A 25,368-nucleotide genomic window follows, 5' to 3' on the forward strand; every position below is an offset into this window, starting at 1 on the left:
TTTGTTAGGGTTCTTTACAATCAATGGTTTTCTTGTATAATTGTTATAACAGTATAATCATTTAATTGAATGTAGAGTAATACAATCGCCAGCATATAGTAATAATGAGGAGTGAATACGAATGTCCAAATTGGCGGTGAAAGAAATGGAAAGAAAAGTAACAAAAATCGGGAATAGTTTTGGAGTTACCTTTCCACCAGAAGTTTTAGAGCATCTTAAAGTAAAACCAGGGGATGAAATTATCTTTTCTTTAGAAGAAGGGAAAGTATCTTTTAAAAAGAGACCGATTGTAAACATGGATGGATTCGAAGATATTGATCAACAATTTTTAGAAGGGATGCAACAACTCTTCAAAGATTACGATAATACCCTTCGTAACTTAGCAAAGAGATGAAGAAGGGACAATGAACATTCCGTAATGACTAAATTTATCACTCACAAACAGGCCATCTTTTTAAATGGATACATGATAAAAAAATACACCCCTAGTGAAATGATTGGGGTGAAAGACAGTAAAATGTTAGATAGCGCTATTATGAGACCAAGACAAACGATTGGCGGAGAAGAAGCTTATCCAGATTTATCATCAAAAGCTGCAGCATTGTTTGAAAGTTTGGCACAAAACCATCCCTTTCAAAATGCAAATAAGCGTACAGCATTTGCCTGTCTTTATCAATTTCTATACATGAATGGCTATCTATTAAAAGTGGAACCAAAAACAGCAGAAGATTTTACCGTCCATGTAGTAGTCGAAAAACCAAGCACAGGTTATATCACCTCTTGGATTTCACAGCATATTTACCAAATGTAAAAAGACTCTCCATCTATCAAGATGGAGAGTCTTTTCGTATAAATCATGATTAACGCTTGGAGAACTGAGGCGCACGACGAGCTGCTTTTAAGCCGTACTTTTTACGTTCTTTCATTCTTGGGTCACGAGTTAAGAAACCTGCTTTTTTCAAAGCTGGACGAAGTTCAGCATCTACTTCAAGTAATGCACGTGAGATACCATGACGGATCGCACCTGCTTGACCAGTGTAACCACCGCCATCGACATTGACCAAAACATCATAACGGCTAGCTGTATCTGTTAGTACCAATGGTTGACGAACGATTGCTTTTAAAGTTTCGAGATTGAAATAATCATCAATACTACGTCCGTTGATGACGATACGACCATCACCAGCTACAAGACGTACACGTGCTACGGACTCTTTACGGCGTCCGGTACCGCGATATTGTACTTGTGCCACGTATATTTCCTCCTATTAACCGCGAAGCTGATATTCCACTGGCTGTTGCGCCTGATGAGGATGTTCAGCACCTGCGTATACTTTTAGTTTTTTCAATTGACTACGACCTAGAGGTCCTTTTGGAAGCATTCCTTTTACAGCCAGCTCGATCATACGTTCCGGTCGTGTTGCACGTAGACCTTCAGCAGTAATGGATTTTAATCCACCTGGGAATCCAGAGTGACGATAATATTTTTTCTGTTCTAATTTTTTACCAGTAAGGGTAATTTGAGAAGAATTGATCACAATTACAAAATCACCGGTATCGATATGAGGTGTGTAGGTTGGTTTGTGTTTTCCGCGAAGCAAGGTAGCTACTTCGGTAGCAAGGCGACCAAGAGTCTTGCCTGCTGCGTCAACAACATACCACTTTTGATCCACATCTTGTGGCTTAGCCATATAAGTGGTGCGCATTCGATTCACTCCTTGAGTTTGTTAGTAGTTGTCCCTACTCCCCGAAGCAAAGGGTAGAAACAAAGCGATTTGATCTATCGGACAATCTATATTTTTGCCGAACATGATTTTCCACGGGGCTAGCGGAAAATACCAAATACGATCATACCCCAATAAAGGGGTGATTGTCAATGAAATCCACAAAGATACAGGACTTTGAAAATGCTAGAAAACGTTTTCCTTTCCTTAATCGACACTCATCCTATAATTCCCATAAATATATACTATTGCAAGTAAAAAAACGACTAATAAAACAATCAGGGTAATAATAGTAGTCTTAGGATTTTTCCCAGTTGCTTTGGCATGAACAAGTACCACTGCAATAATTACTGCATATATGAAAAATATAATTAAGGCACCAATTATAAATAATGTTCCGATACTCATTTTACCCCGCTCCTCTTCGTGTTGTTTTATCATCCTGATTAAAAAATTTGTAGTACAGACATGCAGTGAGTTGCAGTATACAGAAATTTTCGTTCCTTTTCCCTTTATTTCTTTAGGAAAAGAATCTTACTTAGATGGTATCCAAGGATACATTGCTTCATTTTGTACCCAAAATGAGATTTGTCCAAGATAATCTCAAATCTAGTGAAGGTAACTAAAACAATGTAAGTATGATATAAGTTTACAGCTTATATTCAGGAACGCATAGGGTTGTAATACTATTTTTAATCATTCATGTGCCACAAATCTACAGCGAAAAACAGGAGTTTTCTGGTTATTTCACTTCTACTTTACCACAGTCTGTTTGATACACCTTTCTTCCATATCAAGGATTGTGTAAACATGTATCTCTTCAATCATTTCTTACCTTTCACTTTATGGGTATGAACCTTATTAATATATTGACAAATAAAATAGTTCGCCTTAAGATTGTTACATCACATAGACCTATCTGATAGAGTAATTTTTTTTTGGGGGTATCTTTTTGAAAAAATTTATAAGTATACCTAAATTAATAGTTGCATTCTTGCTCGTATTCATGTTGTTTCATTCTTCTACTGTATCTACTTATGCAACAGCGAAATCGTATAAAGAAGAAAAAGTAACATTTCAAAGTGGTACAGGTACATATAAAGAGACACTTAATGGAACAGTCGTAGTACCCAATGTGCCAGGTCCTCATCCTGCAATTGTATTAGTCCATGGTGCAGGTAAATGAGATCAAACGGAATTACAAAAAGAAGCAGATATGTTTGTAAGAGCTGGTATGGTTACATTTATTTATAATAAGAGAACGAAGGGATACAGCAAAACAGAGCGCTCCTTTTCTTTATTAGCGGATGATGCTATTGCGGCAGTTAAAATGATCTCATCCAGATCAGATGTAGATCCAAAAAAAATTGGTTTATGGGGATTTAGCGAAGGCGGTTGGGTTGTACCTATTGCAGCATCCAAGTCGAAACAAGTTGCATTTCTTATTACGATTGGAGCACCATTGGTTAAACCATTGCAACAGCAAACGTGGAATTTGGAAAATCGATTGCACCATGTTGGAATCACATCGAAGGCCATGATTCAATCTATCGCACGCAATGGAGCAGGATTCGTTTATTCAGCAGGATTATTTCCCGAGGCAGCTTATGATCCTATGCCTACATGGAAACAAATCAAGCAACCAATACTGGCTATTTGGGGCAGTAAAGATCAGCAAGTTCCACCAGTAGAGAGATCGCAAAGGTTAAAAAATATTTTAGATAATTCCGGAAACCATGACTATACAATACTGTTTCTACACAATGCTAGTCATGAAGGTTTTCAGAGTACTGATGATGGTTTCTCGAATACCTCTATATTCGCTTCTGACTACGAGAGAGAAATGAATATGTGGTTGAAACAAGTATTAAATGAAAATCCCCCTGCATCCAAAATAATAGGACAAATCCCTAAACAGGAGAGATTTTCTCCTTCTGAGGTTACTGAATTACATTGGTATGACTCTATTAAGTTCCAACTAAAACTAGTTCTTTTCTTTCTTCTTGCTTTCTTTGGATATTTTATTATAGGTATATTTAATCGAGGCTCAGAAATTACTACAACTTCGATCCATAAGTTGGCAAAATACTTAGCCATTGGTGGACTAATTACTGTCTTTCTATTTGGGACATATCTACTATTAATCTGGTTTTTTGGTGGTCAGATAGTAGGCTTCATTATATTAGGAAGGCCTATAGTCTGGCTATTGATTCAACTCTTTACACTAGCAACATGTCTGTTGACCATAATTTTTATCATTACTTGGTGGAAAAATCGTAAAAATACTTTATTTCTAGATAAAATACGTTTCTGTTTATTACTTGCAGGAGGTATTGTATTTTTACCATGGGCTTTTTACTGGCAACTTCTATTTCCTTAAAATAAGGGATACTAGGAATCTAGTATCCCTTATTTTATTTATGATTGCTGTTGAAATGAAGATGCATCTTTTGCACCATCTAGATCATCAATATAAAATATAGTGGAATGTTTGTCATAACTCATTTCACCAGATGTACTGTATCTATCTGGTTTTCCCCATTTCTTTTCAATTGCCTTTTTCGTGGAGTAAATACCAAACTTCTCACTAGTTACTACTCTCCCTTTTTTGGCTAACTCTTTTGTTTGGTTCAGTAGTAATACATGATTTTCTTTTTGACTTATGGAAAGTGAAGGAAAATGGCTGCTACTTGCTGCATACACCTCTTTCGAAATCAATGTGCCTGCTAAGATCATTCCTACACCCAAAGTAGTCGGTAAACAAGTTTCATTGCAGTTTTCTTATTCATTTAGAACATTCTCCTTTAACTCCTTTGTAACTATAGATTAAAGAACAATGTTTTCCAAAAGAGATACACAATGTTTCCACAATGTAAATTGTTTCATCAAATCCTGAAATCGTTTCTCTATCATCACAATAAGTAAAAAGGATACTGAAAAATCAGTATCCCTCCACATTTTATATATATTTTTATTTTTAATAAGAACCTGTATTTCCTAGGGGTTTTCCCGTTTGATAAAAACCTTTTGGAGAGTAGGCAATTGCACTTGCATAAGAAGTGTTTGGTTTATAATCGTATACCATCCCACTATAGCAAGTTTTTTGTCCTGGTTGGATCATACCGTTGCCACCTTTGGAACAGGTGTAAACTTTCTTATCATTATTACGTGTCACAACAGCATTTATTTCCATATTCGATGGAAGAGACCTATCCAATTTCACATAGGACCAAGCAGTTTTACAGCTAGTGCTATATATTAATGATGTCTTTCCTGATACAACTTGACCATTTTTAAGCTTGAAGGAAAAAGACTTCGTTTTTTTCACAACACCCGTTTGATTGCAATGGGTTGCTACCGGACTCTTACCATCCAACTTATAACTCGCTGCATTTGTATCAGTAATTCCTACAAACAAACCTGCAACTCCCACTACCGCACTTAATAAGCCCACACGCCATTTTTTTAGTTGCATCATACTCATCCTTCCAATATGAAATTGCTAAAAGCTATTTTAGAGATAGATTGCTATATTCACAACAAAATAGTCAACCCATTTCCAATAATCTTATTCAATAATTATATAACAAAGTAGTAATTAAACTCTAACTATTTGTGAAAACAGAATGAAGAATGTTTTAGGAAGGAGAGTAGTGTTTTCCTCACTTTTATTTGAAAAAAATGAAAATTGTTATGCCATTTCGCACATAAAAAAACAAAGGTTCTCTTTTATTTTACTTCAAGAGAACCCCTTGTAATACGTTGATAACCAACTTTAACTAAATGCAGTCCTTCTGGTGGAAATGTAGAGCCGGCTGCTTGCCGGTCTTTTGCTGCAATGATATTTGGTATATCCCTGGCTTCAAACAGGCCTTTACCTACTTCATGCAATGTGCCGACAATAATCCGAACCATATTATAAAGAAAACCACTCCCCGTTACCTCTACATAACGAAAATGATTTTCTTCCCAAACTTTCACATCATAGATGGTTCTAACTTTATTTTCTACTTCTGTTTTTGCAGAACAAAAGGAAGTAAAATCATGTTCCCCAATGAGATGTATTGCTGCTTGCTGCATGAAGGACAAATCTATCTTGCTAAGTGGAAAATGGTAAGCAAATCTGCGCATATGAAGTCTTGGGACAGGCAACGTCTCGACTTGATATCGATACGTTTTCCATTCCGCGCTTTTTCGAGCATGGAAATCGAATGGTACTTCTTCACTTGTAACAGCAATAATATCAGGCGGAAGCGTATGACGGAGAATATAAGGAAACTTTTCTACAGGTATAGGTTTATTTGTAGTAAAATGGCAAACTTGTCCTAACGCATGAACTCCAGCATCTGTTCTTCCTGATCCTTCTATGACAATTTCTTCTCTCAAAATCCTGCTAAGTGTTTCTTCTAAAACACCTTGAATCGTCCGTAATCCTTCTTGTCGCTGGAATCCAGAAAAATCCGTACCATCGTAAGCGATAACTAATTTAATTTTTTTCATACACGTAACCACCCTATTACTAACCCTAAACCCAAAAAAATAACAATTAAACTAAAATCTTTATAGGTATACTGTAACAATCGATACTTGGTACGTCCCACTCCTCCTCGATATCCTCTTGCCTCCATTGCCATTGCCAATTCTTCTGCACGACGAAAGGAAGAGAGAAAAAGGGGGATAAAAATAGGAACATATGCATAGAGACGTTTGAAAATATTTCCGCTCTCTAGGTTTGCACCTCTCGCTAATTGTGCGTTCATAATCTTTTCTGTTTCTTTCCATAGTGTAGGAATAAATCGTAATGCAATCGACATCATCAGTGCTAATTCATGAACAGGTACACGAATTTTTTTAAGCGGGTTTAGAAGTTGTTCCAAAGCATCGGTAAGATCCAATGAAGAAGTCGTATAGGTTAACAAAGATGCCATCACTACAAGGATCAAGAAACGAGAGGAAATAAAAAGTGCTTGTTTTACACCTCCCGAGTATATGGTAAAAAGCGGTGTGACAAAAAGCACTTCACCCGTTTTCGTCAAAATCAAATGCAGTACCGAAGTTAAGACAATAATAAACAAAACAGGTTTAATCGATCGCAAAAATAAGCCAACCGATATACGCGACAACAGCATTGTGAAAATAATAAAAAAATACAAGATCAAATAAGTTGCTGTATTATTCGCAAGAAAAATAAGAAAGAAAAAGAGAAACACAAACAGTAACTTCGCTCTTGGATCTAATCGATGTAAGATAGAGTTTCCCGGAATATATTGCCCGATAATGATTTTACTCATCATCTACCTCCTTTCGACGTTTCTCCAAATATGTTACCAACTCATCAAGTTCAAAAAGAGTCGTCGGAATGGGAGGATCAACCTTTTCATTTAAGTGATCAATAAGTTTTGTAATCGTTGGTAATTCCAATCCAAAAGTGGAAAGTCTCTGCCTATCCTCGAAAAGTGTTATTGGTATTCCATCAAAGGCAATTTTTCCATTGTCCATGACTAAGATACGATCCGCTATCCTAGCTACTTCGTCCATCTGGTGTGTAACAAAAATAATCGTTACTTTTTTTTGTAAATGTAAATCTCTAATTAAGGAAAGAAGCTGTTCACTTCCTTCTTTATCCAATCCTGCAGTGGGCTCATCTAAAATCAAGACAGATGGTTCCATAGCAAGTACGCCAGCTAAAGCAACTCTTCTCATCTGTCCACCACTTAAGCCAAAAGGAGATTGATCGAGGAGAGATTCATCCAATCCTACTAAACGAATGGCTTGAAGAACACGATCTTTACAATCATCTCCAATCAAACCTTGATTGCTAGGACCATAAGCGATATCTTTATATACCGTTTCTGCAAACAACTGTTGCTCTGGATACTGAAAAACTACTCCAATTTTCGACCGAAACGGAACTTTTTTTGATTTTGGGGTTACAACATCATCCCCAATTTGAATCATCCCAGTTGTAGGCCGTATTAATCCAGCAATCAGACCAACCAATGTAGATTTTCCTGATCCTGTTTTTCCAACCACTGCTTGTACGATCCCCTGTGGGATAGCTATAGAAACATCTGAAATAGCTTGTTCCTCAAATGGAGTTCCTGGTTGGTATACATAATTTACGCCCTTTATATGTATGTCCATAGTTCTCTCACCAATTGATCCTCATTCTTTATTTTAAGCGGGAGTTCCCAACCTTTTGCTAACAGCTGTTGATGTAATTGTATTCCAATTGGTACATCTAAACCCCATTGATCAAGAATACTAGCATTTGCATACAATTGTTCTCTTGGCTGATCCATCAGAACTTGACCACGATGGATTACAATAATCCGATCAGCAAGAAATGCTTCTGTTGCTTGATGGGTGATATGAATAATCGTGATACCGGTTTGATGTAGTCCATTCATCAATTGAAGAATATGTTGTCTACCTTCTGGATCCAGCATCGAAGTAGACTCATCCAAAATAAGGACATCCGGCCTCATCGCAAGAATTCCAGCAATAGCTAACCGCTGTTTCTGTCCACCAGATAAATGATGAGGTTCCTTGTTTTCATATCCTGTTAACCCTACCATCTCAAGTACTTGTGGAATCCGCTTTTGCATTTCTTCTCTTTGAACACCCAAATTTTCTAGACCAAAAGCTACATCATCCATTACAGATGGTGCAACAATCTGATTATCCGGGTTTTGAAATACCATACCAACTCGTTGCTTTAATTCCCATCTGCTTTCGTCACTATCAATAACTCGTTCATTGATGGAAAGGCTGCCTTCTGTAGGGATAAAAAGCCCATTTAAAAGACATGCTAAGGACGACTTTCCAGAACCATTTGAACCAATGATACTTACATATTCACCTTGTTCAATCGTTAAATCAACATTCTGTAATGCCCATTTTTCTCTGGGTACAGAATGAGGATAGTAATGAAACCAAACATTTTGTAAAGAAACTTTTGTGCTCATCAAAAACGCTCCCAAACAAAAAAGGGTGGACCGGTCCGATCCTGCCCTCCCCTTTGACATTACTTTTTTACTTTACAAGTTCTATAAATACCATTGGAGCACCATCACCACGACGTGGTCCCAATTTCAAAATACGTGTATATCCGCCATTGCGCTCTTGATAACGAGGTGCAATATCTTCAAACAATTTTTTAACTGCATCAACATTTTTGTGATGAGTAGCTTCTTCCCCTTCGTTCTCAGTATAGGAACGAGTGGTACGAACAAACTCAGATGCTTGACGACGAGCGTGGAGATCGCCGCGTTTTCCAAGCGTGATCAACTTATCTGCGATCGAACGAAGTTCCTTCGCTTTTGCTTCGGTAGTTTCAATTCTTTCGTTTAGAATTAAGTCAGTCACGAGGTCACGCAAAAGTGCTTTTCTCGCACTACTATTACGTCCTAACTTGGAGTATGCCATGATTATTTCCCTCCCCCGCTATTAGGATTAGTCTTCTTCACGTAATCCAAGTCCGAGTTCCACTAGCTTTTCTTGTACTTCTTCTAGTGATTTCCGTCCTAAGTTACGTACTTTCATCATATCTTCTTCCGATTTTTGGGTTAGTTCTTGTACCGTGTTGATACCAGCACGTTTCAAGCAGTTATAGGAGCGGACAGAAAGATCCAGTTCTTCGATGGTCATTTCCATCACTTTTTCTTTTTTATCCTCTTCTTTTTCGACCATGATCTCTGCACCTTGTGCCTCTTCTGTCAAACCGACAAACAGCATAAGATGTTCGTTCATAATTTTAGCACCTAGGCTAACCGCTTCATCAGGATGCAAACTACCATCAGACCAAACTTCCAAAGTCAGTTTGTCATAGTTAGTAACTTGTCCTACACGTGTGTTTTCAACTTGGAAGTTAACTCGTTCAATCGGTGTGTAGATCGAATCAATCGGAATAACTCCAATAGGCATATCTTCCGATTTGTTTCTTTCAGCAGGGATATAACCTCTTCCACGATTCGCAGTCATACGAATATGTAGATGAGAGTCTCCCGCCAGGGTTGCGATGTGAAGATCTGGGTTTAAAATCTCTACATCACTATCCGCACGGATATCTCCCGCAAGAACAGCTCTTCCCCCAGAACCGCCCTCGACATCGATTTCCAAGACTTTTTCTTCATCGGAATGAATTTTCAGTGATAGTTTCTTCAGATTTAAAATAATCTCTGTTGTGTCCTCTACCACACCCGCAATGGTGGAAAACTCGTGCAATACCCCATCGATTTGCACAGATGTGACAGCAGCGCCGGGTAAAGAGGAGAGCAAGATACGGCGCAGCGAGTTACCCAATGTTGTACCGTATCCACGTTCTAGGGGTTCCACCACGAATCTTCCGTATCGATGATCGTTGCTCATTTTTACCGCTTCGATCCTAGGTTTTTCAATTTCTATCATACGGCCCCTCCTTTTAGAACGTCGCGTTCCGGGCATATTCGGTATTTTCAAAAGTATATAGAATTAGACCTTTGTCCCAATCCATTATACACAAATTACCGGTAAAATAAACCAACAGTCACGACTCACTATACACGACGACGCTTTGGTGGGCGACAACCATTGTGTGGGATTGGAGTAACATCTTTGATTAAGTTCACTTCTAGTCCAGCAGCTTGCAGTGAACGAATCGCAGCTTCTCTTCCAGCCCCAGGTCCTTTTACCATTACTTCAACGCTTTTCATACCGCTTTCCATTGCAGTTTTCGCAGCTTGTTCTGCAGCCATCTGTGCTGCAAATGGTGTGCTTTTACGGCTTCCTTTGAAGCCCATCGTACCAGCACTAGCCCAAGCGATGGAATTACCTCGTGGATCGGTAATGGTAATAATCGTGTTGTTAAAAGTGGAGCGGATGTGAACCGTACCAGATTCAACGTGTTTTTTCACACGACGTTTCACGCGTTGGTTGGATGTTTTACGTTTTACCACTTGTATCCCTCCTTACTTATTACTTCTTCTTATTCGCAACAGTGCGACGTGGACCTTTACGTGTACGAGCATTGGTTTTTGAGCTTTGTCCTCGAACAGGGAGACCTCTTCTATGGCGAATTCCACGGTAAGAAGCAATCTCCATCAAACGTTTGATGTTAAGAGCAATCTCACGACGAAGATCACCTTCTACTACTACACCTTTGTCGATGTAAGTACGAAGCTTAGAAACTTCTTCTTCGGTAAGATCACGTACACGAGTATCTGGATTAATACCAGTCGCTGCTAAAATCTCGTTAGCTTTTGGACGACCAATACCGTAGATGTAGGTGAGAGCGATCTCTACTCGTTTTTCACGAGGTAAGTCAATACTTGCTATCCGTGCCATCTATCTCACACCTCCTAACCTTGCTTTTGTTTGTGCCTTGGATTTTCACAAATTACCATGATAACACCATTGCGCTTGATCACTTTACATTTTTCGCAAATGGGTTTTACGGATGGTTTTACTTTCACTTCTCCAAACCTCCTATTTTAGAGGGGAAAAAATCTTCACCTCTAAGCCTTAGACTATTTATACCGATAGGTAATACGCCCACGGGATAAGTCGTATGGAGAAAGCTGAACTGTCACTTTGTCTCCTGGCAATATCCGAATGAAGTGCATGCGTATCTTGCCAGAAACATGTGCGAGCACTTCATGACCGTTCTCTAACTCCACTTTAAACATAGCATTAGGTAGGGGCTCCTTCACGATACCCTCAACCTCAATCACATCTTCTTTGGCCAATAGAGTTGCTCTGCCACGAAAACATAGGTAATTGCTATGTTAACTATCGCTTCCACTTCGCGTAAGTCTAACATTTATAGACTTACAGATCAAAACTAAAGTTAACCTAATCGAGAAACATAGTCAAGATAGCAATCTTTCCCCTTAAATCATTTCCAGGTATTTTCACTATGCTTTGTAGCAGATTTCCCTCCCTTCCAATTCAGCTTTTTGTACTGATTTAGGGCAAAAACCAATTTAGCATCATCAACCTTACCATTAGATATAATTGCTGTGGAAACATCCTCTGCAACATATCTTGTAGGTTGAATATGACGTCTATTCTTACGCTTTGGCTTCACAAACTTTCGTTTTCCTCCATCTGCAAGCCAGACATAAGAATCATCTAAACGAATAACTACAGCATTTTTTCCTGCATCCCGTCCAGATAAGACCATTATTATCTGCCCCAAATGAATCCGACATGCTACCTCATTCAAGGTCTTCATGCGAAGTCACCTTCTGCTAGGGTGAGAATCTCAAAGCCTTCATCTGTGATCAGGGTTGTGTGTTCAAAATGGGCGCATAAAGAACCGTCATCGGTTACAACCGTCCATCCATCATCAAGAGTATGAACATAACGACTACCAATATTTACCATCGGTTCGATCGCCAAAGTCATTCCGCTTTTTATTCTTTGTCCACGTCCTGCAATACCATAGTTTGGAATAGTAGGTTGTTCGTGCAACTCTCTTCCGATTCCATGACCTGCATATTCTTGGACGATAGAGAAACCAGCATCTTCAGCCACTTTCTGAATCTGGCTTCCTAGATCGCCAAGTCGAATACCTGCTTTTAAAACTTGTAGACCTTCTAATAAAGAGGCTTCTGTCACTGCTAGAAGACGAGCAGCCTCAGCGGAAATATTGCCGACTGGATACGTCCACGCAGAGTCACCATGAAATCCTTCATAATACGCACCAATATCTAACGTAATTATATCTCCATCTTCTAACTTTCTTGGACCTGGAATTCCATGCACGAGTTCCTCGTTAACAGAAGTACAAATACTTCCAGCGAAGCCATTGTAACCTTTAAAAGATGGTGCCGCTCCAAAACTACGAATAAATTTCTCTGCATAGTGATCCAATTCCAATGTTGTAATGCCAGGATGGATATATTTCTTTAGTTCTTGGTGTGTAAGGGCAACTAACCTACCTGCTTGACGCATTTTTGCGATTTCATTCGCTGATTTTATGGTAATCATTTTATTTACTCCGAATTTTAGACAAGATTGCTGATGTCACTTGCTCAATTGGTTGTTCGCCATCCACTCGTACTAGCTTTTGATTTGCTGTATAGTAACGAATCAAGTGTTCTGTCTGTTCCTGATTGATTTTTAACCGTTTCGCAACAGTTTCTTCTTGATCATCTTCTCGCTGGTAAAGAGAAGCCCCACATCTGTCACATACACCATCCACTTTAGGTGGATTAAATTGAAGATGGAACGTCGTTCCACAATTACTACAGATGCGACGACCTGTTAATCGCTTTAGCAATTCTTCTTGCGGTACTTCAATATAAACAGCATAATCAATCTCTTTGCTGATATCTTGAAGCAACTGATCCAAAGCTTCTGCTTGTGGGACAGTACGTGGAAATCCATCAAGTAGAAATCCATTTTCACAATCATCTTTGCCTAATCGATCTCGAACAATACCAATCGTCACACGGTCAGGGACCAAAGCCCCTTGATCCATGTAAGATTTAGCTTCTATTCCAAGAGGTGTCTCTTCTTTTACAGCGGCACGAAACATGTCCCCAGTAGAGATATGAGGAATATGCAGTTTCTCAACAATGATAGCTGCTTGTGTTCCCTTTCCCGCACCAGGTAATCCCATCAGTATGATATTCACATCTCATCCCTCCGGAATGACGGCCACACGTATCAAGTTATACCTAATAATAGAGCTGCCGTATTATGTCAGTTTCTTTGTCTTAGCTATTCATGAATCCTTTGTAATGGCGCTTGATTAGTTGGCTTTCAATTGTCTTCATTGTTTCTAGCGCAACCCCTACGACGATTAGTAGAGAGGTACCACCGATCTGTACTGATTGTGGTAAACCAGACAGTGAAATAATAAAGACTGGAAGAATGGCAACTGCAGCAAGGAAGAACGAACCTGGAAGGGTTAAACGATTCAACACCTTGGTCAAATATGATTCTGTCGCTTTACCAGGGCGAATACCAGGAACAAAACCACCGTTTTTCTTCATTTGTTCTGCTAATTGCATTGGGTTGATCTGCACAAAGGTATAAAAATATGTGAACCCAATAATCAAGAGCAGATAAAGAACCATACCAAGTGGTGCTTGCGTGTAATCAAAATTAACGCGAATCCAGTCTGCTACTGGATTTCCTGCCCAGAAACTTGCGATTGTTGGCGGAAATAGTAACAGTGATAATGCAAAGATAACTGGAATTACACCCGCAGCATTAATTTTAAACGGTAGATGAGTGGATTGTCCTCCATACATCTTACGGCCAACTACACGTTTGGTATATTGTACTGGGATTTTGCGTACTCCTTGCTGGATGTAAATAACACCCATAATGACTAACACAATTACTACAAGCAATCCAACCGTTTTTAACACACCAATAGCAATTGGTGCATTCTTGGTAAACAAGCTACTGTATATCTGACTGATGTGTGTTGGGATGCTAGCCATGATACCAGCAAAAATAAGAATAGAGATCCCGTTTCCAATCCCTTTTTCTGTAATTTGCTCCCCTAACCACATCAGGAAAGTTGTACCCGCGGTAAGCGTTAGAGAGATAAGTGCATAAGTCCAAATGTTAGGATTTTGAATGAATCCACTTCCAAGCAGACGATCGAATCCTAAGGACAAAGTAATGGATTGGATTAAAGCCAAGCCAATTGTAAAATAACGTGTTGCTTGTGTAATTTTACGTCTACCAGTCTCCCCTTCTTTTGCCCAACGAGCAAATGCAGGAATTACATCCATCGTGAGTAGCTGAACAATAATTGAAGCTGTAATATAAGGCATAATCCCCATCGCAAAAATAGAGAAGTTACGAAAAGCTCCACCAGAAAAAGCATTGATTAGACCAAATACTCCTTGACTTTTATCAGCTAAAGTTGCCAATACGGCTGGGTTGGTATTCGGAACAGGAATAAAACTGCCCACTCGAAAAACGACCAACATGATAAGAGTAAAAAGTATTCGACGGCGGAGGTCTTCTACCTTAAAAATGTTACCAAGGGTTGCAAACATGTTAGATTACCTCCGTTGCCCCGCCAGCGGCTCTGATTTTCTCAGTTGCAGTTTCAGAGAATTTATGAGCTTTTACTGTAAGCTTTACACTCAGCTCACCATTTCCTAGAATTTTCACTCCAGACTTCATATCTTTGACGATTCCTAGTTCAGACAATAATTCAGGAGTAACAATGGTACCTTCTTCAAAACGGCTCAACGTGTCTAGATTGATAATCGCATATTCTTTGCGATTTGGACTAGTAAATCCACGTTTTGGCAAACGACGGTAGATAGGATTCTGACCACCTTCAAAACCTGGACGAACTCCGCCGCCAGAACGCGCATTCTGCCCTTTATGTCCACGACCAGAGGTTTTACCAGAACCAGATCCAGTTCCACGACCTACACGTCTTGACTCTTTGCGAGAGCCAGGTGCTGGTTGCAGCTCATTCAATTTCATGTTTTGCACCTCCTCTTGTAATAAGTCACATTCTTTATTCCGTTACTTCTTTAACATCAACAAGATGAACAACTTGATTTACCATACCTCGAATCGAAGCATTATCAGGCTTGACCACAGTTTGTTCACGTTTGGTAAGACCTAACGTACGAAGGGTAACCCGAACTCGTTCGGACTGACCAATCATACTCCGTCTGAGGGTAATCGCTAATTTGTTTGCCACGTTTATCCCTCCCTATCCGAGTAGCTCTTCCACTGTTTTACCGCGTAGTTTTGCTACTTGCTCAGCTTGTTTCAAGCTGGAAAGTCCTTCTAAAGTTGCACGAACCATATTAATTGGATTGTTAGATCCAGTAGATTTTGTCAAGATGTCACCAACACCTGCAACAGTTAAAACATCACGTACTGGACCCCCAGCGATAACACCAGTACCTTTGCTAGCTGGTTTCAAAAGAACTTTTCCTGCTCCAAAACGTCCTACGATATCATGTGGAATCGTATTTCCAGTTAGAGGAACAGTAATTAGATTTTTCTTCGCTGCTTCTACACCTTTTTTAATCGCTTCTGGTACTTCAGCCGCTTTTCCAATACCTGCTCCGACGCGACCTTTACCATCACCAACAACCACAAGTGCACTGAAGCTAAAACGACGTCCACCTTTTACAACTTTTGCAACTCGGTTGATATTAACGAGTTTCTCAGTGAACTCGGACTGTGCGTTATCTCTTTTATTCCCTTTGTTCTGTTTCATTAGAAGTCAAGACCTCCTTCCCTTGCCCCATCCGCTAAGGCTTGTACGCGACCATGATAGAGGTATCCTCCACGATCAAAGACAACTTCTTTGTAACCTTTGTCGACAGCACGTTTGGCAATTAACTCGCCGATACTTTTTGCTGCATCAACGGTTCCACCACCTGCACCTTGGTACTCTTTATCCATCGTTGAAGCGGAAACAAGGGTTACGCCTGCTTCGTCATCAATTAATTGTGCATAGATGTTCTTAGATGAACGGAATACATTAAGGCGAGGACGAAGAGCCGTGCCAAAAAGTTTTTTCCGAACCCGAAGGTGACGCTTTTTCCGCTTTTTATTGCGATCTTCTTTTTGAATCACGGTCTGGTTCACTCCCTTCTAATTATAGTTCTACTTACCAGTTTTACCTTCTTTACGACGAATTCGTTCTGTAGAATATTTAATACCTTTTCCTTTATATGGTTCAGGTTCACGAACAGAACGAATATTTGCTGCCATAGCACCAACTTTTTCTTTGTCGATACCTTTTACCACTACTTGTGTTTGAGTAGGAACATCCAATTCAATACCCTCGATTGGAGTAATCTCAACTGGGTGAGAATAACCTACGTTCAAGACAACATTGGAGCCTTTTTTGGATGCACGATATCCAACACCTACGAGTTCAAGTGTTTTCGTAAACCCTGTGGAAACACCTTCTACCATATTGGAGACGATGCTACGAGTTGTTCCGTGCAGTGCCCGGTGTGTACGATGATCGCTTGGACGCTCGATCAATAGCTCGTTTTCAGAGATATTGATTTTCATATCAGCGTGTAGGTTGCGAGTCAATGTACCTTTGGGTCCTTTTACCGTCAACTGATTGCCTTCTAAATTCAATTCCACACCAGCAGGTACGGTAATCGGTTTTTTCCCGATACGAGACATGTTTGGTTCACCTCCATCATTACCAGATGTATGCTAGCACTTCTCCACCAACGCGTTGTTGACGTGCTTCTTTATCCGTTACAATTCCTTTGTTGGTCGATAGAATCGCGATTCCAAGTCCACGTAGTACGCGAGGTACTTCAGTAGATTTTGCATATACACGAAGACCAGGTTTACTGATTCTTTTTAAACCAGTGATTACTTTTTCGTTATTCGCACCATACTTTAAGAAAATACGCAGGATACCTTGTTTGCTATCCTCGATATATTCAGCATCACGAATAAATCCTTCTTTTTTTAGAATTTCTGCAATTTCTCGTTTCACACGAGAAGCAGGTAATTCTACACTTTCATGGCGAACCATGTTTGCGTTACGAATTCTAGTCAGCATATCCGCAATGGGATCTGTCATCACCATGTGTGAGCCCTCCTTTCAGAAGCATTACCAGCTTGCTTTTTTTACGCCGGGAATCTGCCCTTTGTAGGCCAATTCACGGAAACAGATACGACATAGTCGAAATTTGCGTAAGACGGAGTGAGGACGTCCACAACGCTCGCAACGAGTATATCCTTGCACTTCAAACTTCGGTTTTCGTTGTGATTTAACGATCATCGATTTTCTGGCCAACGGATTCCCTCCTTTGCCTCATTATTTACGAAATGGCATTCCCATTTCACCTAAAAGTGCATGAGCTTCTTCATCAGAATTTGCAGTAGTTACAATAACTACATCCATTCCACGCACTTTATCGATTTTGTCATAAGAGATTTCTGGAAAAATTAATTGTTCTTTTACACCAAGTGTGTAGTTCCCACGTCCATCAAAAGATTTCGGGGAAATACCGCGAAAATCACGTACACGTGGTAGTGAGATGTTTATTAATTTGTCTAAGAAATCATACATACGTTCACCACGTAAAGTTACTTTAACACCGATTGGCATACCTTCACGCAGTTTAAAACCAGCAATAGACTTTTTCGCACGTGTAATAACTGGTTTTTGACCAGAAATTGCAGTCAAATCTTCTACTGCATTGTCCAACACTTTCGAGTTTTGAACCGCTTCACCAACGCCCATGTTGATCACGATTTTTTCTACTTTTGGAACTTGCATTACTGATTTATATTCAAACTTGCTCATCAAAGCTGGAACAATCTCATTTGTATATGTCTCTTTCAATCGAGCAGCCAAGGAATGTGCCTCCCTTCCTCTGTACTATTTATCCAGGATTTCGCCTGACTTTTTCGCAAACCGTACTTTTTTCTGTTTACCATCTTTTCCTTCGATAAACTTGTAACCAATACGGGTTGGTTGTTTCGTTTTTGGATCTTCAATCATCAAGTTAGAAACATCAATTGGTGATTCCTTCTCGACGATACCACCTTGAGGGTTTGCTTGTGTTGGGCGGGAATGTTTTTTCACCATATTAACTCCCTCTACAAGCGCTCGTCCTTCTTTTGGAAGCATTTTGATGACACGACCTTTTGTGTACATCTTTTTGCCATCCTGGAAGTATGGAGCTTCTTTCCCACGCATCACGATAACCGTATCACCAGTTTTGATGTGAAGTTTATTGGGGCGTTTTTCGCTTTTCACTCATGCGCACCTCCTTATCTCTCACGATCTGTCCTTAGAGCACTTCTGGTGCCAAGGAGATAATCTTCATAAAGTCGCGATCACGTAACTCACGAGCAACTGGTCCAAAAATACGAGTTCCACGTGGGCTTTTGTCATCCTTAATCACGACTGCTGCATTTTCATCGAAACGGATATAGGAGCCATCTGGACGACGATTTGGTCTTGTAGTACGTACTACTACGCACCTCACAACATCGCCTTTCTTAACAACGCCTCCGGGTGTAGCTTGTTTCACCGAAGCAACGATGATATCACCGATACCAGCAGTAGACTTCTTCGATCCGCCTAATACACGAATGCACATAATTTCTTTTGCACCGGAATTATCAGCAACACGAAGACGTGTCTGTTGTTGAATCATCGGTTATTCCTCCTTCCTTAAGAGAACTCCTTAGATGATGACAGCCTCTTCAACAATTTCAACGAGACGCCAATTTTTATCTTTCGATAATGGACGGGTCTCCATGATTCTTACGATGTCACCTGTTTTTGCTTGGTTGTTCTCATCATGGGCTTTAAACTTTTTGGTATGTTTTACGCGTTTTCCGTACAGACGATCCTTTTTATAAGTCTCAACTGCAACTACTACTGTTTTATCCATTTTGTCGCTGACCACTTTACCGACACGCACTTTTCGACGTGTTGTACGCTGTTCGCTCAACCCTGATTCCTCCTTTCGCTGTCCAGTTCACGCTGGCGAAGGACCGTTTTACAACGAGCAATATCTTTACGAACTTGACCCAAACGATTTGGGTTTTCCAATTGCCCGGTTGCAGATTGAAAACGTAGGTTAAACAATTCTTCTTTGTACTGCGTCAATTTTTGCTCGATTTCAGTGGTGGTCAACTCGATTAGCTCTGCTGCCTTCATTCGTTACCACCTACTTCTTCACGTTTCACAAATTTTGTTTTGATTGGTAGTTTGTGAGCTGCTAGACGCATTGCTTCACGTGCTACTTCCTCAGGAACTCCCGCTAATTCAAACATGATTTTACCTGGTTTTACCACAGCTACCCATTTTTCTGGGGAACCTTTACCGCTACCCATACGTACCTCTAAAGGTTTTTGAGTAATTGGTTTGTCAGGGAAAATTTTGATCCATACTTTCCCACCACGTTTGATATAACGAGTCATCGCAATACGCGCTGCTTCAATTTGACGGTTGGTAATCCAAGATGGTTCAAGTGCTTTTAGACCGTATTCGCCAAAAGCAACTTCTGTTCCGCCTTTTGCCTTTCCGCGCATCTTACCACGGTGAGGACGACGAAACTTTACCTTTTTCGGCATTAGCATGCGTTACTCGCCTCCTTCAACTGCTCCTTTTTTCCCTTTGGTTGGCAGTACTTCACCACGGTAGATCCATACTTTTACACCAATTCGACCATAAGTTGTATGTGCTTCTGCAAAACCATAGTCGATATCAGCACGCAAAGTATGAAGTGGAACGGTACCTTCGCTGTATCCCTCACTACGAGCAATATCAGCACCACCAAGACGACCACTTACTAACGTACGAACCCCTTTTGCTCCAGAACGTAATGTACGTCCGATTGCTTGTTTCATCGCACGACGGAAAGAAACACGACGTTCCAATTGGTTTGCAATGTTTTCCGCTACGAGATAAGCATCCAATTCAGGGTTTTTAATTTCATTAATATTGATATGAACTTTTTTGCCAGTCATTTTGGTTAGTTGGTTACGAAGTTTTTCAACTTCTGTACCGCCTTTCCCAATTACCATACCAGGTTTCGCGGTATAGATAGATACGTTTAGACGGTTTGCTGCACGTTCAATCTCTACTTTAGAAACAGATGAGTCTTTCAGTTGTTTCTTAATATGATCGCGAACGCGAATGTCTTCGTGAAGTAGTGTAGCGTATTCTTTGCCACCAAACCATTTGGATTCCCAGTCACGAATAATACCGACTCTTAGTCCCACTGGGCTAACTTTTTGACCCAAAGTTCTTCCCTCCTTATTGAAAAATTATTTTTCGGATACAATCACTGTGATGTGACTAGTACGTTTGTTAATACGACTAGCGCGTCCTTGTGCACGAGGGATAAAACGTTTCAACGTTGGCCCTTCATCCACATACGCTTCTTTTACAACCAAATTGCCTTGATTTAAGTTAAAGTTATGCTCTGCATTAGCAACAGCAGAACTGAGGACTTTCTCAATCACTGGTGATGCAGCACGCGGGGTGAATTTCAAAATAGCTGCTGCTTCATCAATGGACTTACCACGAATCAAATCAATTACCAAACGAACTTTACGTGGGGCAATTCTTATGTTTTTAGCAACTGCAAATGGTGGGAAAACGAATTTAGTTGCACCACCTTTTGCTGAAGCGATGATCAAACCAAGCTCAGCAACATCTTTTGCTACTGCTTCTTCTGTTGCTTTCACTCCTTCATCTTGAAGATGTTCGGTTAGCTCTGCAACGCTTGCGATGTCATGCTTCTTGATCAGTTTTCTAATCTTGCGTTGGCGTACGACGTTCATGTTTACCCTCCTTTCTTTCTAAAAGAATGATTAGCGCTTGCGAGTTTTCTTATCGTCCCCAGCATGCCCTTTGTAGGTACGAGTAGGAACAAATTCACCGAGTTTATGACCAACCATATCTTCGCTTACATACACTGGCACATGTTTCCGTCCATCGTGGACTGCAAATGTATGACCAACAAAATCAGGGAAGATGGTAGAACGACGAGACCAAGTTTTTACGATCTTCTTTTCGTTTTTTTCGTTCAAAACCTCTACTTTTTTCAGTAGATGAGCATCTGCAAAAGGCCCTTTTTTCAGGCTACGACCCATGCGATACGCCTCCTCTCATTCAGAATCATCCAACACATCGCTCCCACGAAAGATCCCTTTCGCGGGATAAAGGGGAGAGGTTATTTTTTACGACGACGAACGATAAATTTGTCCGAAGCTTTATTTTTCTTACGTGTTTTGTAGCCAAGCGTTGGTTTACCCCAAGGTGTAACTGGTGATTTACGTCCAATTGGAGCACGGCCTTCCCCACCACCATGTGGGTGGTCATTTGGGTTCATAACAGAACCACGAACGGTTGGGCGGATACCTTTCCAACGACTACGACCTGCTTTACCTACTGTAATCAACTCATGATCTAAGTTACCAACTTGACCGATGGTAGCACGGCAATCAGCTAGGATCATACGAGTTTCACCGGAAGCTAGACGAATGATAACGTATTTTCCTTCTTCACCTTTGTGAGCACCTTTACCCAACAACTGAGCAGAAGTACCAGCAGCACGTACCAATTGTCCACCACGACCTGGTTTCAATTCAATATTGTGAATTTCTGTACCAACTGGGATATTGCGAAGTGGCAATGCGTTTCCAACTTTGATATCAGAATCAGGGCCAGAAACAATCTCCATTCCAACTTTTAAACCTTTTGGTGCCAATACATAACGTTTTTCACCATCAGCATAATGAATAAGTGCAATATTAGCAGAACGGTTTGGATCATACTCAATCGTTGCCACTTTTCCTGGGACACCATCTTTGTTGCGTTTAAAGTCGATAATACGATATTTACGTTTATGACCTCCACCTTGGTGGCGCATGGTGAGACGACCTTGGTTATTACGACCAGCTTTTCTCACTAAAGAAGTAGTAAGTGATTTTTCTGGTGTTGAGGTAGTGATTTCTTCAAAAGTAGAACCAGTCATGTGACGACGTGAAGGTGTAGTTGGTTTATACTTTTTAATACCCATCTGTTATTTCCCTCCTTTTTTCAACGACTTTTAGTTATCGAAGATTTCAATTTGCTTGCTATCTTCTTTTAGTTTTACAATTGCTTTTTTCCATTCTGGTGTTCGACCGGAGTAACGACCATAGCGCTTGGTTTTTCCTGGTACACGCATGGTGTTTACACGATCCACTTTCACATCAAAAATGGCTTCTAACGCTTGACGAATTTGAAATTTGTTCGCACGAATATCTACTTCAAATACGTATTTTCCTTCTTCCATCAAAGAAGTTGATGCTTCTGTTACGATGGGACGACGGATTATGTCACGTGGATCCTTCATTGGCCAAACACCTCCTCTACGCGGTTTACTGCGTCACGAGTAATGATCAATTTGTCATGTGCAAGTACATCCAGAACATTTACTCCATCTGCAGCGATAAGTTTTACACCAGGGATATTACGAGTAGCACGAACTGCTTGGTCTTCCAAGCCGTTTACTACAACAAGTGCTTTTCTCTCTGCCCCTAGATTTTTTAATACTTGTACCATTTCTTTCGTCTTTGGAGCAGATAAGTTTAAAGCATCCAATACAACAAGATTCTTATCTTCCACTTTTGAAGAAAGAGCAGATTTAATTGCTAAGCGACGTACTTTCTTAGGCAATTTATAAGCATAACTGCGTGGTGTTGGTCCAAATACAGTACCACCACCAACCCAAAGAGGGGAACGAGAGCTACCAGCACGAGCGCGGCCAGTTCCTTTTTGTTTCCATGGTTTCTTTCCGCCACCACGAACCTCGGAACGATTTTTCACATCGTGAGTACCACTGCGTAAAGATGCTTGCTGCATCACTACTGCATCGTGAAGCACAGCTTTATTTGGGGTAATTCCAAATACTGTATCAGCTAATTCAACTTCACCAACCCCTGCACCAGTTACATCAACAACTGTCAACTTTGGCATGATTGATCCTCCTTTCTTTGATTATTGAGCGCCTTTTGCTGCGGAACGAATTACTAAGTAGCTGTTCCGAGGTCCAGGTACATTTCCTTTGATAAGAAGTAAGTTTTTCTCAGAATCCACACTTACTACTTGTAGGTTTTGAGTAGTAATGCGTTCTCCACCCATACGACCTGGTAAGGTTTGTCCTTTGAATACACGGTTTGGAGCAATAGCACCCATGGAACCTGGTCCACGATGATAGTGAGAACCGTGACTCATCGGTCCACGACTTTGGTTATGACGTTTGATCGCCCCTGCAAAACCTTTCCCTTTGGAAGTACCTGTTACATCAACAAGTTCCCCTTCGTTGAAAAGATCAGCCTTGACAACGCTACCTAGTTCGTATTCTTCTGGATTCATCCCGCGGATTTCTTTTACAAAGCTTTGTGCTTTCGCATTTGCTTTTTTTGCGTGTCCAAGTTCAGGTTTGTTTGAACGGTGTTCCTTTTTCTCTTTAAACCCTAGTTGGATCGCTTCGTATCCGTCGGTAGTTTCATCTTTCTTTTGAAGAACAACACAAGGACCAGCTTCTACTACAGTAACTGTCACTGCTGTGCCATCTTCACGAAACAATTGGGTCATCCCAACTTTTTTTCCTAGAATTCCTTTCACTAGTTACACCTCCTGCCACTTGAAAATGGAAAAATTATAATTTGATTTCAATGTCGACGCCGGATGGCAGGTCGAGTCTCATTAGCGCATCAACTGTTTGTTGAGTTGGATTAACAATATCAATCAAACGTTTGTGAGTGCGCATCTCAAACTGCTCGCGAGAATCTTTATATTTATGAACCGCCCGCAAAATGGTGTAAACTGCTTTTTCCGTAGGTAGTGGAATCGGTCCCGATACACTTGCTCCCGTACGTTTTGCAGTGTCGACAATCTTCACTGCCGATTGATCCAAAACACGGTGGTCATACGCCTTCAGTCGAATGCGAATTTTTTGTTTTGCCATCTGTAACCCTCCTTCGCTCATTTTGATAAATGAACTTCTCCGCGAAAATTTTCCGCCCGACCATGGCAAAGGGGCCGGGTGTGTCGGCAACCTTCCGCATCATCGCTGTTCACAAGTACAACACCCGATATTATATAGAAAAAAGAATTGGGATGCAAGAGTAAAAATAAGGTTTTATGTGAATGGATAGAATCTACTAGTAGAAATCTCCTTACCTTATTCAATAAAAGTATACTTATTTATTGTTATCCCCAAGAGGATTTAGAATAGAGATAACTGGATGCGGGTGTAATAACATACTCGTATCAGTTCCTCATCTAACTCCAAAAAAGCAGGGCAGCGCCTTTCTAGAAACAGCGAAACTTTGCCATGCCTGTTATAAACAACTACATGCATTGTATACAAATAAAGAGCTGGCTTCACGTTTGAATCGCATCTATCTGTTACAAAAAGATGAACAAATAGCTAGACTCATCAAATGAGTACGAAAACAACCTTCCACTACAGGTAAACACCTAAACACAACTATAAATTCCTACAAAATTATCCACTTTGATAAATTTTTCTATTGGTAGATAATTGCTTCAGATCCAAAAATATAATATGTTTAAACTACTATCCGTCATCAAGTGAATCGAGACTACTGTGGCTCTCAACTTCTCTCTCGTCATCGGCACCATCGAGGTCGGGGCCGGCATCACTGTCGAACGCCTTTCCCAGGTAGACGCTAAGTTCGAAGCTGCCCTGACCAGCGACCGCAACGGACTCCACAGGTTCCGCGACGTCTTGGGGGAGAACATCGAAACCTCCCTCGACCCGATCCTCCCAGTCCTCCTCGAAGAGGAGGACGTGTACGCCACCCGTGTGGACGGCGAAGCTGTCGGCTTCATGACTCTCATCGCGGACGACTGGGAGTCGGACGGTGTGATCGAGGTCACCTACCACATCCTGCCGTCCGAACGAGGCAAGGGTTACGCCTTCCGAGCGGCCTCTGCGTTCCTCGCGGAGGTCCAGCAGGCGTACCCGCAAGCTATCGTCGAGGCATGGATCGAAGGCGATAACGACGAAAGCCTCGGGCTCGCAGGAAAGCTCGGCTTCCATTTTGACCGTGTGGACGAGTGGAAGGGTGTCGACTACAGCGTCTACCGGAAGCTGCGCTGACGGACCTCAGCCATTAGCTATTGCTTGACGCAATGACCTGA

Annotated in this window: 44 protein-coding genes and 2 pseudogenes; 5 read left to right on the top strand and 41 right to left on the bottom strand. The window is 40.7% G+C overall.

Annotation, left to right across the window (positions count from 1 at the left end):
* Positions 1–121 precede the first annotated feature (121 nt).
* The gene (locus AC5WOC_RS18085; protein ID WP_496056827.1) at positions 122–394 is read left to right on the top strand and encodes an AbrB/MazE/SpoVT family DNA-binding domain-containing protein; all 273 of its coding nucleotides are present in this window, start codon (positions 122–124) and stop codon (positions 392–394) included.
* 24 nt (positions 395–418) lie between these two features.
* On the top strand, positions 419–811 hold the full coding sequence (locus tag AC5WOC_RS18090; RefSeq protein WP_496056828.1) for a type II toxin-antitoxin system death-on-curing family toxin: 393 nt from the start codon (positions 419–421) through the stop codon (positions 809–811).
* A gap of 49 nt (positions 812–860) precedes the next feature.
* Here AC5WOC_RS18090 and rpsI read toward each other — a convergent pair whose 3' ends face one another.
* From rpsI to AC5WOC_RS18105, 3 genes are all read right to left on the bottom strand, one after another.
* Positions 861–1,253, bottom strand: a complete 393-nt coding sequence (rpsI, locus tag AC5WOC_RS18095) for a 30S ribosomal protein S9 (RefSeq protein ID WP_496056829.1) — start codon at positions 1,251–1,253, stop codon at positions 861–863.
* A 15-nt stretch (positions 1,254–1,268) separates the two neighbouring features.
* The gene (gene rplM, locus AC5WOC_RS18100) at positions 1,269–1,706 is read right to left on the bottom strand and encodes a 50S ribosomal protein L13 (protein ID WP_496056830.1); all 438 of its coding nucleotides are present in this window, start codon (positions 1,704–1,706) and stop codon (positions 1,269–1,271) included.
* A gap of 225 nt (positions 1,707–1,931) precedes the next feature.
* Positions 1,932–2,132, bottom strand: a complete 201-nt coding sequence (locus AC5WOC_RS18105) for a hypothetical protein (protein ID WP_496056831.1) — start codon at positions 2,130–2,132, stop codon at positions 1,932–1,934.
* A gap of 544 nt (positions 2,133–2,676) precedes the next feature.
* Between AC5WOC_RS18105 and AC5WOC_RS18110 the strand changes: the two genes are divergently transcribed.
* Together AC5WOC_RS18110 and AC5WOC_RS18115 are read left to right on the top strand one after the other, a co-directional pair.
* Positions 2,677–2,910 (top strand): hypothetical protein, encoded by a 234-nt coding sequence (locus AC5WOC_RS18110; RefSeq protein WP_496056832.1) that lies wholly within the window; start codon positions 2,677–2,679, stop codon positions 2,908–2,910.
* A 30-nt stretch (positions 2,911–2,940) separates the two neighbouring features.
* Complete coding sequence (locus AC5WOC_RS18115) at positions 2,941–4,104, top strand: alpha/beta hydrolase family protein (protein ID WP_496056833.1); 1,164 nt, start codon at positions 2,941–2,943, stop codon at positions 4,102–4,104.
* Between the two features lie 38 nt (positions 4,105–4,142).
* Here the strand turns inward: AC5WOC_RS18115 and AC5WOC_RS18120 are convergent, their stop codons facing one another.
* From AC5WOC_RS18120 to rpsJ, 38 genes and pseudogenes are all read right to left on the bottom strand, one after another.
* Complete coding sequence (locus tag AC5WOC_RS18120; protein WP_496056834.1) at positions 4,143–4,460, bottom strand: hypothetical protein; 318 nt, start codon at positions 4,458–4,460, stop codon at positions 4,143–4,145.
* A gap of 241 nt (positions 4,461–4,701) precedes the next feature.
* Positions 4,702–5,202, bottom strand: coding sequence for a DUF2690 domain-containing protein (locus AC5WOC_RS18125; protein WP_496056835.1), 501 nt, complete (start codon positions 5,200–5,202; stop codon positions 4,702–4,704).
* A 251-nt stretch (positions 5,203–5,453) separates the two neighbouring features.
* Positions 5,454–6,224, bottom strand: coding sequence for a tRNA pseudouridine(38-40) synthase TruA (truA, locus tag AC5WOC_RS18130; RefSeq protein WP_496056836.1), 771 nt, complete (start codon positions 6,222–6,224; stop codon positions 5,454–5,456).
* Positions 6,221–7,018, bottom strand: coding sequence for an energy-coupling factor transporter transmembrane component T family protein (locus AC5WOC_RS18135; RefSeq protein ID WP_496056837.1), 798 nt, complete (start codon positions 7,016–7,018; stop codon positions 6,221–6,223). Before AC5WOC_RS18135 ends, truA begins: the two co-directional genes overlap by 4 nt.
* On the bottom strand, positions 7,008–7,868 hold the full coding sequence (locus AC5WOC_RS18140) for an energy-coupling factor transporter ATPase (protein ID WP_496056838.1): 861 nt from the start codon (positions 7,866–7,868) through the stop codon (positions 7,008–7,010). Before AC5WOC_RS18140 ends, AC5WOC_RS18135 begins: the two co-directional genes overlap by 11 nt.
* Positions 7,853–8,692, bottom strand: a complete 840-nt coding sequence (locus AC5WOC_RS18145; protein ID WP_496056839.1) for an energy-coupling factor transporter ATPase — start codon at positions 8,690–8,692, stop codon at positions 7,853–7,855. The genes AC5WOC_RS18140 and AC5WOC_RS18145 overlap by 16 nt, the downstream gene beginning before the upstream one ends.
* Before the next feature lie 67 nt (positions 8,693–8,759).
* A complete protein-coding gene (gene rplQ / locus AC5WOC_RS18150) occupies positions 8,760–9,152 on the bottom strand; it encodes a 50S ribosomal protein L17 (RefSeq protein ID WP_496056840.1) in 393 nt (130 codons plus the stop codon).
* A gap of 27 nt (positions 9,153–9,179) precedes the next feature.
* Positions 9,180–10,133, bottom strand: a complete 954-nt coding sequence (locus tag AC5WOC_RS18155; protein ID WP_496056841.1) for a DNA-directed RNA polymerase subunit alpha — start codon at positions 10,131–10,133, stop codon at positions 9,180–9,182.
* A gap of 128 nt (positions 10,134–10,261) precedes the next feature.
* A complete protein-coding gene (rpsK, locus tag AC5WOC_RS18160) occupies positions 10,262–10,660 on the bottom strand; it encodes a 30S ribosomal protein S11 (protein WP_496056842.1) in 399 nt (132 codons plus the stop codon).
* A gap of 19 nt (positions 10,661–10,679) precedes the next feature.
* Positions 10,680–11,048 carry a 30S ribosomal protein S13 gene (gene rpsM, locus AC5WOC_RS18165; protein ID WP_028777724.1) on the bottom strand — a complete coding sequence of 123 codons (369 nt, stop codon included), beginning with the start codon at positions 11,046–11,048 and terminating at the stop codon, positions 10,680–10,682.
* A gap of 14 nt (positions 11,049–11,062) precedes the next feature.
* On the bottom strand, positions 11,063–11,176 hold the full coding sequence (rpmJ, locus tag AC5WOC_RS18170) for a 50S ribosomal protein L36 (RefSeq protein WP_496056843.1): 114 nt from the start codon (positions 11,174–11,176) through the stop codon (positions 11,063–11,065).
* 54 nt (positions 11,177–11,230) lie between these two features.
* A complete protein-coding gene (gene infA, locus AC5WOC_RS18175; RefSeq protein WP_028777722.1) occupies positions 11,231–11,449 on the bottom strand; it encodes a translation initiation factor IF-1 in 219 nt (72 codons plus the stop codon).
* Positions 11,450–11,598: 149 nt separating this feature from the next.
* A complete protein-coding gene (locus AC5WOC_RS18180; protein WP_496056844.1) occupies positions 11,599–11,937 on the bottom strand; it encodes a KOW domain-containing RNA-binding protein in 339 nt (112 codons plus the stop codon).
* Positions 11,934–12,695 (bottom strand): type I methionyl aminopeptidase, encoded by a 762-nt coding sequence (gene map / locus AC5WOC_RS18185; protein WP_496056845.1) that lies wholly within the window; start codon positions 12,693–12,695, stop codon positions 11,934–11,936. The genes AC5WOC_RS18180 and map overlap by 4 nt, the downstream gene beginning before the upstream one ends.
* 1 nt (position 12,696) lies before the next feature.
* A complete protein-coding gene (locus AC5WOC_RS18190; protein ID WP_496056846.1) occupies positions 12,697–13,344 on the bottom strand; it encodes an adenylate kinase in 648 nt (215 codons plus the stop codon).
* A gap of 82 nt (positions 13,345–13,426) precedes the next feature.
* Positions 13,427–14,728, bottom strand: a complete 1,302-nt coding sequence (gene secY / locus AC5WOC_RS18195) for a preprotein translocase subunit SecY (protein WP_496056847.1) — start codon at positions 14,726–14,728, stop codon at positions 13,427–13,429.
* 1 nt (position 14,729) lies between these two features.
* Positions 14,730–15,170 (bottom strand): 50S ribosomal protein L15, encoded by a 441-nt coding sequence (gene rplO / locus AC5WOC_RS18200; protein ID WP_496056848.1) that lies wholly within the window; start codon positions 15,168–15,170, stop codon positions 14,730–14,732.
* A 34-nt stretch (positions 15,171–15,204) separates the two neighbouring features.
* Positions 15,205–15,393, bottom strand: a complete 189-nt coding sequence (rpmD, locus tag AC5WOC_RS18205; protein ID WP_496056849.1) for a 50S ribosomal protein L30 — start codon at positions 15,391–15,393, stop codon at positions 15,205–15,207.
* Between the two features lie 12 nt (positions 15,394–15,405).
* Positions 15,406–15,921, bottom strand: coding sequence for a 30S ribosomal protein S5 (gene rpsE, locus AC5WOC_RS18210; protein ID WP_496056850.1), 516 nt, complete (start codon positions 15,919–15,921; stop codon positions 15,406–15,408).
* The gene (gene rplR / locus AC5WOC_RS18215; protein WP_496056993.1) at positions 15,921–16,283 is read right to left on the bottom strand and encodes a 50S ribosomal protein L18; all 363 of its coding nucleotides are present in this window, start codon (positions 16,281–16,283) and stop codon (positions 15,921–15,923) included. The genes rpsE and rplR overlap by 1 nt, the downstream gene beginning before the upstream one ends.
* A gap of 30 nt (positions 16,284–16,313) precedes the next feature.
* Positions 16,314–16,850, bottom strand: coding sequence for a 50S ribosomal protein L6 (gene rplF / locus AC5WOC_RS18220; protein WP_496056851.1), 537 nt, complete (start codon positions 16,848–16,850; stop codon positions 16,314–16,316).
* A 19-nt stretch (positions 16,851–16,869) separates the two neighbouring features.
* A complete protein-coding gene (rpsH, locus tag AC5WOC_RS18225; protein ID WP_496056852.1) occupies positions 16,870–17,268 on the bottom strand; it encodes a 30S ribosomal protein S8 in 399 nt (132 codons plus the stop codon).
* A 24-nt stretch (positions 17,269–17,292) separates the two neighbouring features.
* A complete protein-coding gene (locus AC5WOC_RS18230) occupies positions 17,293–17,478 on the bottom strand; it encodes a type Z 30S ribosomal protein S14 (protein ID WP_028777712.1) in 186 nt (61 codons plus the stop codon).
* Positions 17,479–17,499: 21 nt separating this feature from the next.
* Entirely contained in the window at positions 17,500–18,042 is a 543-nt protein-coding gene (gene rplE, locus AC5WOC_RS18235; RefSeq protein WP_496056853.1) for a 50S ribosomal protein L5, read from the bottom strand.
* Positions 18,043–18,066: 24 nt separating this feature from the next.
* Entirely contained in the window at positions 18,067–18,447 is a 381-nt protein-coding gene (gene rplX / locus AC5WOC_RS18240; protein WP_496056854.1) for a 50S ribosomal protein L24, read from the bottom strand.
* A 34-nt stretch (positions 18,448–18,481) separates the two neighbouring features.
* On the bottom strand, positions 18,482–18,850 hold the full coding sequence (gene rplN / locus AC5WOC_RS18245; protein WP_496056855.1) for a 50S ribosomal protein L14: 369 nt from the start codon (positions 18,848–18,850) through the stop codon (positions 18,482–18,484).
* Between the two features lie 30 nt (positions 18,851–18,880).
* Positions 18,881–19,150 (bottom strand): 30S ribosomal protein S17, encoded by a 270-nt coding sequence (rpsQ, locus tag AC5WOC_RS18250; protein ID WP_240876417.1) that lies wholly within the window; start codon positions 19,148–19,150, stop codon positions 18,881–18,883.
* Positions 19,147–19,359 (bottom strand): 50S ribosomal protein L29, encoded by a 213-nt coding sequence (gene rpmC / locus AC5WOC_RS18255; protein WP_240876416.1) that lies wholly within the window; start codon positions 19,357–19,359, stop codon positions 19,147–19,149. Before rpmC ends, rpsQ begins: the two co-directional genes overlap by 4 nt.
* Entirely contained in the window at positions 19,356–19,781 is a 426-nt protein-coding gene (rplP, locus tag AC5WOC_RS18260) for a 50S ribosomal protein L16 (RefSeq protein ID WP_496056856.1), read from the bottom strand. The genes rpmC and rplP overlap by 4 nt, the downstream gene beginning before the upstream one ends.
* A gap of 3 nt (positions 19,782–19,784) precedes the next feature.
* A complete protein-coding gene (gene rpsC / locus AC5WOC_RS18265) occupies positions 19,785–20,447 on the bottom strand; it encodes a 30S ribosomal protein S3 (RefSeq protein WP_496056857.1) in 663 nt (220 codons plus the stop codon).
* A 24-nt stretch (positions 20,448–20,471) separates the two neighbouring features.
* Positions 20,472–20,792 (bottom strand): annotated as a pseudogene (gene rplV / locus AC5WOC_RS18270) (50S ribosomal protein L22); the annotation flags it as partial.
* 18 nt (positions 20,793–20,810) lie between these two features.
* A pseudogene (locus AC5WOC_RS18275) lies at positions 20,811–20,990 on the bottom strand (hypothetical protein); the annotation flags it as partial.
* Positions 20,991–21,020: 30 nt separating this feature from the next.
* Positions 21,021–21,302 carry a 30S ribosomal protein S19 gene (rpsS, locus tag AC5WOC_RS18280; RefSeq protein ID WP_028777703.1) on the bottom strand — a complete coding sequence of 94 codons (282 nt, stop codon included), beginning with the start codon at positions 21,300–21,302 and terminating at the stop codon, positions 21,021–21,023.
* Between the two features lie 80 nt (positions 21,303–21,382).
* The gene (gene rplB, locus AC5WOC_RS18285; protein WP_496056858.1) at positions 21,383–22,231 is read right to left on the bottom strand and encodes a 50S ribosomal protein L2; all 849 of its coding nucleotides are present in this window, start codon (positions 22,229–22,231) and stop codon (positions 21,383–21,385) included.
* 30 nt (positions 22,232–22,261) lie between these two features.
* Positions 22,262–22,549: a 50S ribosomal protein L23 gene (gene rplW / locus AC5WOC_RS18290; protein ID WP_496056859.1), complete on the bottom strand. Its 288-nt coding sequence runs from the start codon at positions 22,547–22,549 to the stop codon at positions 22,262–22,264.
* Positions 22,546–23,172, bottom strand: coding sequence for a 50S ribosomal protein L4 (rplD, locus tag AC5WOC_RS18295; RefSeq protein WP_496056860.1), 627 nt, complete (start codon positions 23,170–23,172; stop codon positions 22,546–22,548). Before rplD ends, rplW begins: the two co-directional genes overlap by 4 nt.
* Positions 23,173–23,193: 21 nt before the next feature.
* The gene (gene rplC, locus AC5WOC_RS18300) at positions 23,194–23,823 is read right to left on the bottom strand and encodes a 50S ribosomal protein L3 (RefSeq protein ID WP_496056861.1); all 630 of its coding nucleotides are present in this window, start codon (positions 23,821–23,823) and stop codon (positions 23,194–23,196) included.
* A gap of 34 nt (positions 23,824–23,857) precedes the next feature.
* Positions 23,858–24,166 carry a 30S ribosomal protein S10 gene (gene rpsJ / locus AC5WOC_RS18305; RefSeq protein ID WP_028777698.1) on the bottom strand — a complete coding sequence of 103 codons (309 nt, stop codon included), beginning with the start codon at positions 24,164–24,166 and terminating at the stop codon, positions 23,858–23,860.
* Positions 24,167–24,811: 645 nt separating this feature from the next.
* Here rpsJ and AC5WOC_RS18310 point away from each other — a divergent pair.
* Positions 24,812–25,327 carry a GNAT family N-acetyltransferase gene (locus AC5WOC_RS18310; RefSeq protein ID WP_496056862.1) on the top strand — a complete coding sequence of 172 codons (516 nt, stop codon included), beginning with the start codon at positions 24,812–24,814 and terminating at the stop codon, positions 25,325–25,327.
* The last annotated feature ends 41 nt before the right edge of the window (positions 25,328–25,368 follow it).

The organism is Shimazuella sp. NTD247 (assembly GCF_059510415.1).